This window comes from Arthrobacter sp. R3-55, from assembly GCF_054161505.1.
In genome coordinates, this window is sequence record NZ_CP096423.1 from 3,019,406 (window position 1) to 3,035,069 (window position 15,664).

At 61.1% G+C, this 15,664-nt stretch carries 16 protein-coding genes; 9 read left to right on the forward strand and 7 right to left on the reverse strand.

The window, feature by feature from the left end:
* The first annotated feature begins 349 nt into the window (after positions 1 to 349).
* Positions 350 to 721: an ankyrin repeat domain-containing protein gene (locus tag M1D51_RS13930; protein WP_172326189.1), complete on the forward strand. Its 372-nt coding sequence runs from the start codon at positions 350 to 352 to the stop codon at positions 719 to 721.
* A 51-nt stretch (positions 722 to 772) separates the two neighbouring features.
* The gene (locus M1D51_RS13935; RefSeq protein ID WP_458106904.1) at positions 773 to 1,303 is read left to right on the forward strand and encodes a hypothetical protein; all 531 of its coding nucleotides are present in this window, start codon (positions 773 to 775) and stop codon (positions 1,301 to 1,303) included.
* Positions 1,304 to 1,337: 34 nt separating this feature from the next.
* On the opposite strand, the gene M1D51_RS13940 is transcribed toward M1D51_RS13935, so the two are convergent.
* On the reverse strand, positions 1,338 to 1,568 hold the full coding sequence (locus M1D51_RS13940) for a helix-turn-helix domain-containing protein (RefSeq protein WP_172326187.1): 231 nt from the start codon (positions 1,566 to 1,568) through the stop codon (positions 1,338 to 1,340).
* Between the two features lie 212 nt (positions 1,569 to 1,780).
* On the opposite strand from M1D51_RS13940, the gene M1D51_RS13945 reads away from it, so the two are divergent.
* From M1D51_RS13945 to M1D51_RS13955, 3 genes are all read left to right on the forward strand, one after another.
* The gene (locus M1D51_RS13945; protein ID WP_458106905.1) at positions 1,781 to 3,694 is read left to right on the forward strand and encodes an alpha/beta hydrolase; all 1,914 of its coding nucleotides are present in this window, start codon (positions 1,781 to 1,783) and stop codon (positions 3,692 to 3,694) included.
* Between the two features lie 122 nt (positions 3,695 to 3,816).
* Positions 3,817 to 4,209: a hypothetical protein gene (locus M1D51_RS13950; RefSeq protein ID WP_458106906.1), complete on the forward strand. Its 393-nt coding sequence runs from the start codon at positions 3,817 to 3,819 to the stop codon at positions 4,207 to 4,209.
* Between the two features lie 132 nt (positions 4,210 to 4,341).
* Positions 4,342 to 4,737, forward strand: coding sequence for a hypothetical protein (locus tag M1D51_RS13955; protein WP_458106907.1), 396 nt, complete (start codon positions 4,342 to 4,344; stop codon positions 4,735 to 4,737).
* Positions 4,738 to 5,108: 371 nt separating this feature from the next.
* On the opposite strand, the gene M1D51_RS13960 is transcribed toward M1D51_RS13955, so the two are convergent.
* The 3 genes from M1D51_RS13960 to pheS form a co-directional block, all read right to left on the reverse strand.
* Complete coding sequence (locus M1D51_RS13960) at positions 5,109 to 5,975, reverse strand: trypsin-like serine peptidase (RefSeq protein ID WP_458106908.1); 867 nt, start codon at positions 5,973 to 5,975, stop codon at positions 5,109 to 5,111.
* Between the two features lie 179 nt (positions 5,976 to 6,154).
* Positions 6,155 to 8,698: a phenylalanine--tRNA ligase subunit beta gene (gene pheT / locus M1D51_RS13965; RefSeq protein ID WP_458106909.1), complete on the reverse strand. Its 2,544-nt coding sequence runs from the start codon at positions 8,696 to 8,698 to the stop codon at positions 6,155 to 6,157.
* 2 nt (positions 8,699 to 8,700) lie between these two features.
* Positions 8,701 to 9,762 carry a phenylalanine--tRNA ligase subunit alpha gene (gene pheS / locus M1D51_RS13970; protein WP_026541598.1) on the reverse strand — a complete coding sequence of 354 codons (1,062 nt, stop codon included), beginning with the start codon at positions 9,760 to 9,762 and terminating at the stop codon, positions 8,701 to 8,703.
* Between the two features lie 159 nt (positions 9,763 to 9,921).
* Between pheS and M1D51_RS13975 the strand changes: the two genes are divergently transcribed.
* The gene (locus tag M1D51_RS13975) at positions 9,922 to 10,371 is read left to right on the forward strand and encodes a hypothetical protein (protein ID WP_458106910.1); all 450 of its coding nucleotides are present in this window, start codon (positions 9,922 to 9,924) and stop codon (positions 10,369 to 10,371) included.
* Positions 10,368 to 10,997 carry an SIMPL domain-containing protein gene (locus tag M1D51_RS13980; RefSeq protein WP_458106911.1) on the forward strand — a complete coding sequence of 210 codons (630 nt, stop codon included), beginning with the start codon at positions 10,368 to 10,370 and terminating at the stop codon, positions 10,995 to 10,997. Before M1D51_RS13975 ends, M1D51_RS13980 begins: the two co-directional genes overlap by 4 nt.
* Here M1D51_RS13980 and pcp read toward each other — a convergent pair.
* Positions 10,994 to 11,635, reverse strand: a complete 642-nt coding sequence (pcp, locus tag M1D51_RS13985) for a pyroglutamyl-peptidase I (RefSeq protein WP_458106912.1) — start codon at positions 11,633 to 11,635, stop codon at positions 10,994 to 10,996. The two genes, M1D51_RS13980 and pcp, sit on opposite strands and share 4 nt — an antisense overlap.
* Before the next feature lie 90 nt (positions 11,636 to 11,725).
* Here pcp and M1D51_RS13990 point away from each other — a divergent pair, with 90 nt between their 5' ends.
* Positions 11,726 to 12,808: an Rv2578c family radical SAM protein gene (locus tag M1D51_RS13990; protein ID WP_458106913.1), complete on the forward strand. Its 1,083-nt coding sequence runs from the start codon at positions 11,726 to 11,728 to the stop codon at positions 12,806 to 12,808.
* Positions 12,809 to 12,861: 53 nt separating this feature from the next.
* Here M1D51_RS13990 and M1D51_RS13995 read toward each other — a convergent pair whose 3' ends face one another.
* Positions 12,862 to 13,296, reverse strand: a complete 435-nt coding sequence (locus M1D51_RS13995) for a (deoxy)nucleoside triphosphate pyrophosphohydrolase (protein ID WP_458106914.1) — start codon at positions 13,294 to 13,296, stop codon at positions 12,862 to 12,864.
* A 133-nt stretch (positions 13,297 to 13,429) separates the two neighbouring features.
* On the opposite strand from M1D51_RS13995, the gene M1D51_RS14000 reads away from it, so the two are divergent.
* On the forward strand, positions 13,430 to 14,638 hold the full coding sequence (locus M1D51_RS14000; protein WP_172322782.1) for an MFS transporter: 1,209 nt from the start codon (positions 13,430 to 13,432) through the stop codon (positions 14,636 to 14,638).
* Between the two features lie 23 nt (positions 14,639 to 14,661).
* On the opposite strand, the gene M1D51_RS14005 is transcribed toward M1D51_RS14000, so the two are convergent.
* The gene (locus M1D51_RS14005) at positions 14,662 to 15,591 is read right to left on the reverse strand and encodes a cation diffusion facilitator family transporter (protein ID WP_458106915.1); all 930 of its coding nucleotides are present in this window, start codon (positions 15,589 to 15,591) and stop codon (positions 14,662 to 14,664) included.
* Positions 15,592 to 15,664 lie beyond the last annotated feature (73 nt).

The following is a 15,664-nucleotide window of genomic DNA, read 5'->3' on the forward strand; positions in this document are numbered from 1 at the left end:
CGGTAGAGAACCCGTGACAATGACAGTTGGATGGAAATGAGTTTCGACTCATGCAACCCCCCGCAATGACAGGAGCGCCCTGAAGCAGCGGCGAGGAAACGCCAAAATTGCGGCAGCTTTCACCGCCCGAGTCTAACCAGCCAATGAGATCTGGCGGTAGCCTACCTCTCGTAACCCTTGGCAAACGAGACGGCTCACTGGCTCTGTCCCATAAGAGCCTGCTTCCTGTGCAAATGTCCTTTTCGGAAGCTAATTGCAAAACCTCCCGCTAGATTCCGGGGTTTGTGCAGACGGATAGTGATCAGTGACTGCCCGCTACTCATATGCACAAGTGCCTGTGGCTGCAGCTATGGACAGAATGAACCGCGCAGCGCTCCACCACGCAGCCCTGGAAAACGATGTTGCCGCCGTAGAGCAACTTCTTGGCGACGGCGCTTCTCCCGATGCTCAGGACAAAGCCGGATTCACGCCCCTACATTCTGCCGCGCAGGAATACTCAGTAGAAGCTGCTGCTGCGTTGCTTGGCGCCGGCGCCACCGTTGATCTTCAAAACGGCTGGGGCAACACTGCGCTCTTTACTGCTGTTGGTAATTCAAACGGCCGTGGCGAACTGATCAAACTCCTCCGATCGCACGGCGCTGATCCACACTGCGTCAACGGTAGTGGCCAGACTCCCGTAGGGCTGGCACGCCTGATCGGCAACTACGACGTCGCGCAGTAATTCACCGACGTAGCTGAATAACTGGCGCTGTCCAAGTCTTATCCTGGTGCCATGGATAGAGTGCTGCTCGATCAGGTGATCATGAGGGACTACGGCCAGTTCGACCTCATCTGGGCTGACGAGGGCGGCTTCGACGGCATCTTTGAACGCTGCTTTGAGGGCCAGGTCAACGGCCTGGTCGGGGCTGCAGCTCCCAATGGCGTCTATATCAACCTCGGACGACGGTCTGGCGGCTCTGACATGCGCATCGTTCTCCTGGATAAGCCGCCAGCTGCGGAACCCGATATCTCATGGGACGACATCGTCGAGGTATCCTTCACACTCCCGGCAGGACACGATCTGCGTTGGGCCTCGTGGGCGGACGAGACCACCGGCCAGCTAGCCGAATTGCCGCCCGGCAGCTACCACCTGCGGGTCAGCGCGAAGGGACGCGACGAAGGCCATGATGGGGAATTCTCCGAAGAAGTCATCGATCATTACCTACTGGAGATGTGGCCAGCCACGCCGGAACCCGACGCCATCCTGCGTACCGGCAGCCAGAGCGCCGAGTACTGGCACGAGACGTGGGGAGGCCGCCGCTAGGAGCAGCATCGCATCAAGACTGTTAGCCGTGCCATCACTCAGGCAGTTCGCCGGCTGCGATGCGCTCGGCAGCGACCCTGTACGCCTCAGCGATGCAGCTCTCGACGTCGGGGGCAGCAATGCGCCAGACGTTCCGGCCTCCGACCTGAATACCCTGCAGATCGCCTGACTTCAGCAGCGCCCTGATCTGGTTCACTGACACATTCAGTTCCTCGGCCACCCGCTCCGTCGTCAGGAACCGGCGCTTCTTGGCATCCTCTGGCATACACAACCTCCTAAAGCCGTCCAAACACCATGGACCTCCAATTGCACAAACAGCAGTTATGCTAGTCGTTGGATTTATTGTTCTGGTTTGGGGGCAGGCATGGTAATTGCTTTTGATGACGGCGCAGCCGACGCGCTGATCACTGCCGCGAACTCCGCCGATGAGGTTCTGCGTGCCGAGGAAGCTTCCTGCATGGGGCCGTGGAGCAGGCAGTGCAGGATTTCAACGGGGGCTACGGGCGTCTGTTCAAGGACGCCTGCGCCATCAGGTCCGATGATCGCGGCAAGCTTTCAGGTGTCCTGGCGGCTCTGGCCGAGGATGTCGGCGAGGCCAAGCACAGGGCCCAGCAAGAGAAAGCCCGGCAAAAGAACATGGAAGCCTGGCAGCAACGCGACAACATCCGCAAACAGCACCTGCTCTCCCGTGACATCGCCGAAGCATCAGTGACAGTTGCCACCATGGTCCTGGACCCGATGCCCGAGAGCACGCCGGTCCCTGCACCGACTGTTTCAGCGGTGTTTTCTCCGCGGGACCGGCCCCGGTTCACCGGCGGACCAGGAACCGGAACCACCTCGGCTGACCCGGACAAGCTCCGCGGCTTCGCCTCAGTGTCCCGGACGGCCACGAACACCCTGAACTCACACTTTGTCGCAGTCCGGAACGCCTGGAGCAGCTTCACAGCATCGTGTTCCTGGGTGAACATCGAGACTGAGTCGTTTGTTGCTGGTTTTGAGCGGTTGCTCGCCGCCAACGCAGCAGACGCCGATTGGATAGAGCAGGTCGCCACCGCATTCGAAACAGCTGGCAGCGGCGCCGTCGAAGACAGCATGCTCAACGGGCTCTTCATCCAGTACGCAGCACCAAGCCAAGTGGGCTTGAACGACATCGGAACCATGAGTGCAGCGCAACTGAAGGTTTGGCTCGGTAATGGTGGCACCGCCAGGCTTCGGGAACTCCTGACCCAACCAGGACTGGACCCCGTAGCCACAGCCACGTGGTGGTCTGGTCTTGGCCACACCGTCGATCGCATAACCGGCACAGTAACTATCGAGGAAGCGGGAAAACAGCAGCTCCTGATCGATGCACTGCCGGAAGTTATCGGAAACCTGAACGGTGTCACCGCAACCGCCAGGGACCTTGCCAACCGCAAGAAGTTGCTGCAGATGCACGACTACTTGAAGAAGTACCGCGAAGAGCACGGCGGAGAAGTTGATGAAGGCTCCCAGGAAGGCATGGTCAACAAAGTCTGGGAATCGCTCTACGACAGCCAAGGCAACGAAAAAGTCGTCAATACTGACGACAAGTCATCGATCTTTCAACTCGTAAGCTTCGTGCCCTTCGACCGGGGGCAAGGATCGGAGACCGGGTTCGGTGCATCTATTTCCGTGGGAGACCTCGACGCCGCCAAGCACATCAGCTACCAGCTCCCCGGGCTGGACACCACCATCGGCAAGGACATGGCATCAAAGACCAAGCAGGCCAATGATCAAAGAGTTGAGCAACGTGACATCGCTCGTCTGTATGGGATTGACCGGGACCGTCTTGCTGTCGTTGCCTGGATTGGTGTTGAGCCGGCCCAGGGTATGGGTGTGTTCAGCAACGACCAGGCAAAAGTCGTGGGTCCCGCCCTTCGCAACTACGTGACAGGAGTCAACGCCGTTCACCAAAACCTCGACCACGCAGCCATGACAACAGCCGTCGGGCACTCCATGGGTTCCCTCGGGGCCATGGAAGCAGCCAAAATTGAACTGCCGGTCGATAACCTTGTTCTCGTCGGTGATGTTGGTGCCCCTGATAACGTGACCTCCGTGAACGATCTTCACCTGAACCCCGGCGGCACCGTATACCGGGGAACCTACGACTGGGACCACGTAGCTGAAGTCGGGCATGGGCTCGGCTGGCAGCGTAAAAGCACGGCAGACCCCGGATTCGGCGCCGTCACCTTCGGCACGGACGGCACCACAGGACCAAATGGCGCCACCGGGCTCCCAACGAAAACCCACGGCGGACAAACCGGCGGCAAGGACGGCATCTACGGGTACTTCGACAAGTCAACAGAGTCCAGCTTCAACCAAGCCAGGATTGCCCTCGGCTTGAATGACCAGCTCACGAATGCGAAACGATGAAAACCATACGTAATCGCCGAAACTGGCGTGTCCTTCCCGCCGCGGCAATGCTTCTTCTCACTCTTGCAGGGTGCGCGGCAACGCCGAGCACCAATTCACCTACCAGCACCGCGGAGAAGGCCATGGACCCGGAAGAAGCCCGAACAGAGTACCTTGAACTCTTCAACAAGATTCAAGCTCTCGCCCCGGGCGACTGGACGAAAGTCACACCAGACAAAGCAGGGTGGGTCTGTGATCGTTCCCTCGGCACGGAAGGCACTCAGGTGTCTTTCGATACCAGTAGGAGTCCGCTGAGCCGGGAAGAAATGGACGCTTTGCACGACAAGGTCAAGACCTTGTTCGAGGCCACCGGATTTAATCTGAGGCAGGAAATTGATGAAGGTCCGAACTTTGTCCGACACACCGTGGTCCTCGGGCCTGACAAGTTCTCTATGGCGTTCGGTACGGGCAAGTACGGTATCACCCTCAGCGGGAATACCCGCTGCTTTGCCGACCCTGAAGGAAAATATCGCTAGGAAGCCATGACCACAACGCTCCGCCGCCGGTACTGGCGCGTCCTTCCCGCCGCGGCGGTCCTTCTTCTCACTCTTGCAGGGTGCGGGACAACGCCGAGCACCAATCCACCTACCACCACCGCGGAACAAACCATGGAACCAGAACAAGCCCGCACAGAGTACTTCAACCTCTTCAACAAGATTCAAGCCTTCGCCCCCGGCGACTGGGATGTCGCGCCGCCCTCCGAATATCAAGGGGATGTCTGCCGGCTCCCGGACGGGTCTGACGGTACCCAATTCTCAATCGATACCAGTCGAAGTCCGCTGAGCCGGGAAGAAATGGACGCACTGCACGACAAGGCAAAAACTGTCTTCGTGTCCACGGGGTTCACTGTCAAGCAAGAATCCGATGCAGGCCCGAACTTCGTCAGACACACCGACGTGTTCGGGCCCGACAAATTCGTCATGGGACTCACCACCGGAAAGTACGAAATAAACCTTGGCGGAAACACCCGCTGCGTTCCCGACCCGGAAGGCAAATTCCGCTAGGAAAGGTTGTCACCGAACGGCCCTGTGTTCCGAGGCTGCTGTGAGATCCCATCCATAAGCAGATCCAATCCTGGCTCAGGCACAGGAGTCGCCCGCTGTAACCAATCAACGTAAATACCGTGCATCAGATGGCTATGTAACATTCGGCAGGAGTACTTGTTACTAACCCGGGCGGGTCGTGCCTAGGCCAAGAACGTGGTCAGCCAAGGGAAGGTCGCCCGCGGGCCAATCCACACACCCGTTACCCGATAGAGAATTTTGTCCCCCGCAAAATGTAGCTTGTGCTTGGCGGGCCCCTATTCGTCAAAGCAAGTGTTCCCCGCAGCCGTGAATCTGCTGCGGGGAACACTGGCTGGATTAACCCAAGCGGGCTACTTCACCGACGTCAGGTAGTTCGCCAACGTGGGCGTGATGCGGGTGCCCGAGTTGGAGCTTCCGCCGTTGGTGTGGATTGCCATGATGGTGCTGGAGCTGTTGTAGACGGGTGCACCGCTCTGCCCACCAAAGGTATCCATCTTGTAGTAGACCTTCTCCGTGGTGGTGCTCTCGATGGGACCGGTCATGGACCACATGGTGCCGAAGGCCTTGTCTCCCGGGTAGCCACGAACGGTCACGTTGGTGCCATTCAGGCTGGCGGTGGTGCCGGTGTAATTCAACCAGCCGGTGGTGTTGCCGATGGTGCAGTCGAGCTTGATGACGCCCCAGTCAGCGTTGGTATTGGCAGAATCGATCCATCGCTGATCGGTGTAGATCTTGGTAGCACCACAGGTGCCATAGGGGTCTGTTGAGCCGTTCCGGCCCGGAGCTACTTTGACACCCCAGGAGTAGTCGGCCTCGGAGCCCGTTCCACCCTCATGGACACAGTGACCCGCCGTCAGCACTGTGTCGTCGGAAATCAACGCACCGGAGCAGATGTAGCCGCCGTTGAACTCGATCTGGACTATTGAACGGTTGGGAGCAGCCGTCGTGTTGGTGATACGCACCCGGCCATCAGCGCCGATGACTGAATCTGTGGAAGCGCCACCGTTCTTTGAAGGTGCGGCAATCGTGTACTTGTCGGCCAAAGGTGAAGCCGCCGGTCCTGAAACCTGTGACGGGTCCACCGTGTGCGATACAGGCTGGACCTCGGCGGCAGCTGTTTGCGGCGTCGACTCTGACGCTGTTGCGGCTCCGCCAAGCGAGGACGTCAAAGCCATCACTGCAGCTCCGACCAGCAAAGCAACGTTCTGCTTTTTCATGGGTACCTTTCAAGGGACGGCTCTCAGCGAACCGTGCAAGGGATGTGATACACATGTTTCACATGTGCATGACAAAACTGTCATACACACGTGAATGTTCTGTCAAGATGCTGGGAGCTCAATCTCAAAAAGAAAATCCCCGGGACCTCCAGGTCCCGGGGATTCACTTGATAGTGGGGCTAGCGCTGGACTGCGCCGAACCGTTCGGCTGCAACGGCAACAGCGGCGGCTCGAGCCTCAGAAGCCTCATCGGCCGTCAGGGTACGGTCGTCGGCACGGAAACGGAGGCCGAAGGCCAGCGACTTCCTGCCTTCCTCGATCCCGGGGCCAACGTAGACGTCGAACAATGCGACGTCCTCGAGGAGTTCCCCGGCACCTTCGCGCAGTGCCGAAAGGACCTGATCTGCCGGCACATCCTGAGGGACAACCAGAGCAACGTCCTGCGTCGCCACCGGGAACCCGGAGATGTGCTTGGCCACGATCACATCAGCCGCAGCCTCGAATAGTGCTTCCACGTTGATCTCGAGCGCCACTGAACGTGCAGGCATATCGTGTGCAGCCAGCAGCTTCGGGTGAAGCTCACCTGCGTATCCAACAACTTCTCCATTGCGCAGCGCGAGCTGAGCTGCGCGGCCCGGGTGGAAGGCCTGGTGACTGCCCTGGCTGACCACCAGTTCAACACCGAGCACGTCGGCAATAAGGCGGGCCACGTCCAAGGCATCAGCCCAGTCCCACGCACGGGGTGTGTGCATGGCCGCGGCAGGAGAATCATGACCGGTGAAAACAGCGGCGATGTGCAGCGGCTGGTGCGGGACGCCGTCGTACAGTGCATCCAGAACCTCATCCGAAGGCTTGACGCCCAGCGGCGGAATGGAATCCGTGCCCAGCGTTTCGCCAGGAAGGAAGACCGAACCTGCTTCATAAAGAGCCAGGTCGCGGAAGCCGCGCGAGTGGTTGCGACGGGCAACCTCGATCAATCCCGGGAGGATGGACGTGCGAAGGAAACCTTGCTCTTCGCTGATCGGGTTTGCCAGCTTCAACGCCGGACGCGCTGCTCCTTCAGCAGCAACACCGAACGTGTCGTTGGCTGCCTTGGACACGAACGGGTAGGACAACACCTCGGTGAGACCGGCATCAGCCAACGCCTGAACAACGCGGCGCTTCTGCTGCTGGCTGCGGCTCAGGCCACGGCCCGGAGGCGCCACGGGGAGGGTGGACGGGATGTTGTCGTATCCCACCAGCCGGGCGATTTCCTCGGAGAGGTCCTCCTTGGTTTCAAGGTCGTTGCGCCAGCTGGGAGCCGTCACCAAGTAACCGTTGGCGGTCTTCTCCACGGCGGCCCCCAGATCCACCAGCGACGTGGTGATCTGCTCTTCAGTGAAGTCGATACCAATCCGTGCCGCGGCAAATTCTGCCGGCAGCTCGATGGTGACAGCGTCAGGGGCGGTTCCGACGTCGGTGCCGGCCTCATCTGCCGTGCCCCCGGCGAGCTCCACCAACAGGTCCACGACGCGCTGCGCGGCAATGTTGGCGATGTGCCAGTCCACCCCGCGCTCAAAGCGCTTGGAGGCTTCGGACGGCAGCTTGTGGCGGCGGCGGGAACGGGCGATCGACACTTCGTCGAAGTGTGCGGCTTCCACCAGGATGTTCGTGGTGGAATCGGACACCTCAGTGTGGGCACCACCCATGACGCCGGCTATGCCGATGGCGCCGGAGTCATCAGTGATCAGCAGGTCCTCGACGTCGAGCGTGCGCACCTTGTCATCGAGGGTGGTGATCTTCTCCCCCGCCACGGCACGACGCACCACGATCTCGCCTGCGAGCTTATCGAGGTCGTAGCAGTGGTTCGGCTGGCCGAGCTCAAGCATGACGTAGTTGGAGATATCAACCGGCAGCGAAATGGACCGCACGCCGGCCAAACGAAGGCGGGCGGACATCCACGGCGGCGTGGGACGGGAAGCGTCCACACCACGTACCGTGCGGGCAACAAAGCGGTCGCAGCCGGGCTTGCCGTAGATGGGAGCGTCGTCGTTGAGCTTGACGCCGTAGCCGCCCTGCAGGGTGGCCGGAACCGAGACCTTGGACGCGGGATCCACGAAGGTGGTTCCAGTGGCGTGCGCGTACTCGCGGGCCACGCCACGGATGGAGAATGCGTAGCCGCGATCCGGGGTGACGTTGATTTCCGCTGCCTGGTCGTACAGACCCAACAGTTCCATGGCGTCGGTGCCGATTTCGGGGTCCAGGCCGATGCTTGAGAGGACCAGGATGCCGTCATGGTCATCGCCGATTCCCAGCTCGCGGACAGAAGCGATCATGCCCGCAGACAGGTGGCCGTAGGTCTTCCGTGCAGAGATCTGGAAGTTTCCAGGCAGCACTGCACCGGGGAGGGTGACAACCACTTTGTCGCCCTCAACAAAGTTGTGCGCACCGCAGATGATGCCCTGAACGCCGGAAGGATCAATGCCCTTGCCGGTGAGGGTCTGTTCCTGCCCCTCCGGAACCACCCGGACCTGGCACCAGTTGATGGTCTTGCCATTGGTCTGCGGTTCCTTGACCAGGCTCAGGACCTGGCCCACCACAACGGGGCCCGTGAGCTCGTCCGTGGGACGGTGGACTTCTTCTTCTTCAAAACCGACCTTGACCAGGTCAGCCATGACGTCTTCGGCCGTAGCATCGGCCGGAACCTGCGCGAATTCACGCAGCCAGGAAAGTGGGATACGCACTGTTAGATCTCCATCCCGAAGTGCTCGCTGAAACGTACGTCGCCTTCGATCATGTCGCGCATGTCGCCAACCTCGTTGCGGAACATGAGCGTGCGCTCGATGCCCATGCCGAAAGCAAAACCTGAATAGATGTCCGGATCGATCCCGGCTGCCCGGAGGACGTTGGGGTTGACCATGCCGCAGCCACCCCATTCGATCCAGCGGGGACCGCCCTTGGCACCTGGGTGCCAGATGTCCAGTTCCGCGGAAGGCTCGGTGAACGGGAAGTAGTTGGGGCGCAGGCGGATGGAGGCTTCGTCGCCGAACATCTGGCGGGCGAAGTGCTCCAAGGTGCCGCGCAGGTCGGCCATGCTGAGGTTCTTGTCGATCGCAAGACCCTCGAACTGGTGGAAGACCGGCGTGTGCGTGGCGTCGAGTTCGTCCGTGCGGAACACCTTGCCCGGGCACAGCACGTAGATGGGAACTTCGCGTTCCAGCATCGAGCGGACCTGCACAGGCGAGGTGTGCGTGCGCATGAGCAAGTGAGCCTCGGGAGGCTCCACGAAGAACGTGTCCTGCATTTCGCGGGCAGGGTGGTCCGGCTTGAAGTTCAGGGCGTCGAAGTTGAACCACTCGGACTCGACCTCGGGCCCTTCAGCGATTTCCCAGCCCATGCCAACAAAGATGTCCGAGACGCGGTCCTGCAGCGTGGACAGCGGGTGGCGTGCACCTGCCCGGCGTCGACGCGGAGCGGCGGTGACATCCACGGTTTCTTCGACCAGGATGCGGGCGTCGTTCTCGGCCTCGAGAACCTCGGTCCGGGCTGCGAGCGCCTGATTGACGCGGCCACGGGAGGACCCCATGAGCTTGCCGGCCGCAGCCTTGTGCTCCTTGGCGAGCCCACCGATTTCACGGTTGGCAAGGCTCAGCGGCGACTTCTCGCCGGTGTGGGCGAGACGGACCGCCTTGAGTTCTTCGAGGGAGGAAGCGGCTGCTATTGCAGCAACGGCGTCCTCGACGGCAGCGGTGATGGCGGCTTCATCCAGCGGGTTCGGGATGGCAGCGCCTGGCAAAGTGTCAGTCATCTACTGTTCTTAGCTACGAGTAGGGAGCGGCCGGCAAGGCAGGCCTGCAAAACGAAAGGGCAGTGCTCGCCGCTGACGGCAGGCACTACCGTTCAGTCTAGTTGAACGTCACGGATGGGATTCAACGTGCCCATCCGCCTGGGGTCTAGCATTGGCCTCATGATGCCCGCGCACCGCCTCAGGCAGCTCGCCAACGTCGTGAACCTGTCCACGCCCTTGGGACTGATGGTCGCCGTCGCGTCCCGAACCACCGTCTCCCGCGGGCCGCGTGGACTCCTGATCGCGGCCGGCTATGGCTGGAAGCTCCCTCATGCGGGGGCATTCACACTGGGCAACGTCATTCTCTACCGGGCACCGCACGGAGTTGCCGGCAGCAATCCTGTATTGCTGGGCCACGAGGAACGGCACAGTACCCAATACGCGTACTGCCTGGGCTTGCCGTTCCTTGCCTTCTACGGAATCGCCGCCGGTTGGTCCATGATCCGCAGCGGCAATCCGGCGTTGAACAATTTCTTTGAACGTCAGGCCGGGCTCGCGGCGGGCGGATACATTGACAAGGACCACCATCGGCAGGGCAACACTGCCGGCAAGGGAAATGAGGCCTCATGAAGCGAACCATCACTGTTACCGGTACTGCGAGCGCCAAAGCGGTTCCAGACTTGGTCACATTAACCTTGGGGGTGGAAACGCGCAGGGAAACAGCCGGGCAGGCATACGACGACGCCGGCAAGGCGGCTGTCGCTGTAGCGGCCGGTTTGCGGGAAGCCGGTGTCACTGATGTCGACCTGCGGACCAGCGGACTGAATCTGCGGGCCGATCTGGTGTGGGTTGAAGGCCAAGGGCAGAAGGTGGCGGCATATGTTGCCTCCACCAACCTGCAGGTGGGGATCCGATCCCACGCTGATGCTCCGGCGGCCATCGCTGCCGCTGTTGCGGCCGGCGGTGACGACATCAGGATCAATGGAATCGAACAAGGTTTCGCCGATTCGACCTTGGTGACCACACAAGCGCAGGAAGCGGCCTGGCAGGACGCCCTGGCACGCGCCGAACAGTACGCGTCCCTGGCCTCAGCCCGCTTGGGCCAGGTCAAGTCCATAACCCAGGAACCAGTACATGGCGCCCCGATACCGCTGGGCGGGATGGTCAGGGCATCGTTCTCCGCTGAAGCGCTGCCGGTGGAAGCCGGGGAGTCCTCGGTTACTGCCAGCGTTACCGTGGAATGGGAGCTCCTCTAGTGGATACTGCCAGCACTCAAGGCAGCATCCACCTTCGTCCCTAGGGCGGTCCGGACCACGACGGCGAGTCCCTCCGCTGCGGCTTCCAGGGGCATGCTTGGGGTTCCGCTTTCCGGAGATACCTGGTCCGGAAGATACGGAATGTGCACGAAACCTCCGCGGACGTCAGGGGTCGATGCGAGCAGGTGCATCAAGGCGTAGAAAACGTGGTTGCACACGTACGTACCTGCGGATTGGGATACCTCGCCTTTAATTCCTGCGATCTGGAGGTCCCGCAGTGCGGCCTTGATGGGCAAGGTGGAGAAGTATGCCGCCGGGCCGCCCGGGACAACTTCCTCGTCCACAGGCTTTTGGCCTTTGTTGTCGGGGATCCGTGCGTCATCGCAGTTGATGGCCACCCGTTCCAGGGATATCCGGGCCCGGCCACCAGCCAGGCCCACACAGAGCACAAGGTCCGGTTTGATGGTGGCAAGTGCTCCGCTGAGTGCTGTGGCCGACTCACCGAAGATGCAGGGCAGCTCGCGGGCTTCGACCTCGATCCCCTCGGCCCGGAGGATTTCCTGCGCTCGGCGCACGGCATGCCAGGAAGGATTGACATCGTCCTGGCCGAAAGGTTCAAAGCCGGTCAGCAGAATCATGGGGCAACCTTAGCAACGCCCGACCGGGTATTAGAGACGTCAGGCCCCGGGTCCTTGACATCCATTCGAACATACATTCGAATAGAGACCATGAGATGGGACGCACAAGCACTGTCACCTACCCGTGGACCGGCGTCCGACGACGGCGGCACTTCAGCTCCAGGCCCTGCCCCGGCCATGGATGCGCTACTGCCGCTGGCCGGGCTGGTGCGTTCCATCTCGACACCCGAATTCTCCGGAGTCACCTTTCATGAGGTCACCGCAAAGTCAGTGCTCAACAAGGTGCCTTCGGGTTCGGCCATGCCGTTTGAGTGGACCGTGAACCCTTACCGTGGCTGCAGCCACGCGTGCGTCTACTGCTTCGCCCGCAAGACCCACACATACTTGGAGTTCGACGCCGGACGGGACTTTGATTCCCAAGTGGTAGTGAAGATCAATGCCGCCGAAGTATTGCGGAGGGAACTGGCCAAGCCGTCGTGGGGACGGCATCAAGTTGCTTTGGGAACCAACACCGATCCCTACCAGCGAGCCGAAGGCCGCTACGCCTTGATGCCCGGGATCATCCGTGCGCTTGCGGACTCGGGAACACCATTTTCCATCCTGACCAAGGGCACCCTGCTGGCAAGGGACATCCCCCTGCTCAAGCATGCTGCCACCATGGTCCCTGTGGACCTGGGCATTTCGCTCGCGATGACCAATGAGGATCTCGCCGAGTTGGTGGAACCCGGCACGCCCTCACCCCGGGCACGGCTCAAACTCATCTCACGGCTCAGGGATGCCGGATTGGGATGCGGCGTTATGGCGATGCCCATCCTGCCCTGGCTGACCGATTCGGACGAAGCCCTTGATTCCTTGTTCAGCGAACTCGCCAAGGCCGGCGCCACCGGAGTCACCGCAGGAGCCCTGTACCTAAAGCCGGGAACGCGGGAGTGGTACATGAAGTGGCTGACCGGCCAGCACCCCGAACTGGTCGGAAAGTACCGCCGCCTCTACGGACAGGGCTCTTGCGTCTCCAAGGAATACAGCACCTGGTTGACCGGCCGGATCACCCACTTCAAGGCAAAGTACGGCTACACGAGGACCTCCGGGTTCAGCCATCGCAATGCCCGCCCGCAGGCTGCCGAAAACCGCCCGGGCGGTGTTTCCGTGCCCGGGCAGCAGCCACTCTTCTGAGCTGATTCGACAGCCACGGAGGCACTCCCCTGCAGCGTTATCCAGCGGTGCTGCTACGCAGCAGTGACCACCCGGTCCAGCAGGGCCCTGACAATTGGAAAGTCTGCCGGGATCCACGGAAGGCCGAGCGCTTGGTGGTCGTCCTCCACGGAAACCCATCGAAGTTCATCGTGGTCTTCCAAGGGCGCAGGCTCCCCGGCCACAAGTTCCGCGAACCAAACACGCATCACGGCCCTTTCATTGAGGACCCACCCATCCGGACGACCCGACTCCAACTCCGCCCCGAGCCGAACCTCAATGCCGAGCTCTTCTGCGAGTTCCCGGTGGAGGGCGGCCTCTGCAGCTTCGCCGGCTTCTACTTTTCCTCCGGGAAATTCCCACATCCCTGCAAACTGAGGCGGTGCCGAGCGGCGCGCGGCAAGAAGGCGCGTAGGTGCTTCCAAGGAGTCGACGATCGCGGCTCCAACAACGTTTATCAGCGCAGTCACTTCCCCAGTCTAGGGGCGGCCGCTTGATGGGCATCATCACATTCCGACGCCAAAGGACAAGCGCGGCACTAAGCTTGTTATCGGATTTTCTCCAGATTCCCCAGCCGCAAGGCACACCCTAAGAAACAGGTTTATGACTACCACCGTGTCCCCGTCCATCGCCGCCAAAGCATCAAAGCGTCACCTTGGCATGGCCATTCTGGCGTTGGCCATGGGCGGATTTGCCATCGGCACCACCGAGTTCGCCATGATGGGCCTGCTGAAGGAAGTGGAGGAGGGACTCGGCATCAGCACGCCCGAGGCGGGAAACCTGATCTCGGCCTACGCCCTGGGTGTGGTTATCGGTGCACCAATCTTCGCCGCGTTCGGAGCCAAGCTCCCCAAAAAGCATCTGGCACTTGGACTCATGCTGTTCTTGTCGCTGGCGAACCTGACCTCTTTTGTCGCACCGGACTACGGCTTCATGTTGCTCTCACGCTTCGCCTCGGGCCTTCCGCACGGAGCCTTCTTCGGCGTGGCGGCAGTCATCGCCGCCGGGCTGGTTGCCCCCACCAAGCGCGGATGGGCGATTTCCATGGTGATGGCCGGCCTCACGGTGTCCAACGTCATTGGTGTCCCCTTGGCCACGTGGGTGGGACAGACGTTCGGGTGGCGGCTGCTGTTCGTCATTGTTGGTGCCATCGGGCTGCTGACTGTTGCCATGGTGTGGAAGTTCGTACCCTTCGAAGCAGCACACCCCGATGCCAGTATCCGACGTGAACTGGGTGCCCTCAAGCGCCTGCAGGTTTGGCTTGCCCTGCTGATCGGCATCATTGGCTTTGGCGGGTTCTTTGCCGTCTACACCTACATTGCCCACACCATGACGTCCGTGGCAGGCATTCCGGAGAGTCTCATTCCTGCTGTCGTGGCCCTTTACGGCCTCGGCATGGTGGTAGGCAACATCATCGGCGGACGCATTGCGGACAAGTCGGTCATGGGAACCATCTACTGGGTCATGCCGGGCATCGCCGTGGCGCTGGTGGTCTACGCCGTAGCAGCGCATTGGGCCTGGGCGGCATTCATCATGGCGTTCGTTGTTGGTGGCGTCGGTTCAATGCTGACCCCCGCATTGCAGACCCGCCTGCTGGACGCTGCGCCGGGCGCCGCGTCCCTGGCCTCCTCGTTGAACCACTCCGCCCTCAACATCGCCAATGCCTTGGGAGCCTTCCTGGGCGGCACCGTGATCGCGTGGGGCTGGGGTTACGTCGCTCCTGCCCTTGTGGGCGCTGTGCTGGCCATCCTGGGGCTCGGCGTCGCCCTGATCAGCGGCCTGCTGGAACGTAAAAGACCGCTGAACGGCTGAGACAAAGAAGCCTGTGGGCTACGTCAGCCCAACCCAGGGGCTTGGACGCGTTCGATGTCCGGCTCCAGGTAAATGACCCTCGCAATGGGGACGGCCGCGCGGATCCGCTGTTCGGCGTCGTCGATCCCCTTGGCTATCTCCTGGCCCGTCTCAGTGGCCCCCATGGAAATCTTGGCGGCCACCAGGAGTTCCTCCGGGCCCAAGTGCAGCGTCTTGAGGTGGATGATGCGCGTTCCGTCCGCTTCCAACGCTTCGGTAATGCGCTGGACGTCCTCTTTGGTTGCCGATTCCCCCAGCAACAGGGACTTGGTCTCCACGGCCAAGACCACGGCGATGGCCACCAGCAGGAGACCGATCATGGCTGTACCGAGGGCATCCCAGACACCATTTCCGGTAACCAGCGTCATGCTCACACCGAACAGCGCGAAGAGCAAGCCAAGGAGTGCACCAAAGTCCTCCAAGAGGATGACAGGAAGTTCCGGTTGTTTGGCGTTGCGGACAAACTTAACCCATGACTGCTTGCCGCGGATGTGGTTCGACTCGATGATCGCTGTCCTGAACGAAAACGACTCAGCGATGATGGCACCCACCAGAACTGCCAGCGGGACCCACCAGAAAGCCCCCTCAATGCCATGGGGGTGTTGGAACTTCTCCCAAGCCTCGTACAGGGCAAACAGGCCGCCAACACTGAACAGCACAATCGAGACAATGAACGCATAGATATACCGCTCGCGGCCATAACCGAACGGATGCTCCGCGCTTGCAGCCCGTTTGGCTCGCTTGCCGCCCACCAACAGGAGGATCTGGTTGCCGGAGTCTGCCACTGAGTGGATGGCTTCGGCGAGCATTGACGATGATGCTGTCAGGAAGAACGCCACGAACTTCAAGACAGCTATGGTCAAATTGGCAGCGAGAGCCGCCACAATCGCTTTGGTACCGCCACCTGCAGCCACGAAAGCTTCACCTCTTCGGGTTCGGAATGTAAGTCATGAGCCAAGAAGAGTCGTCGTCGTCTGATCCCGCATG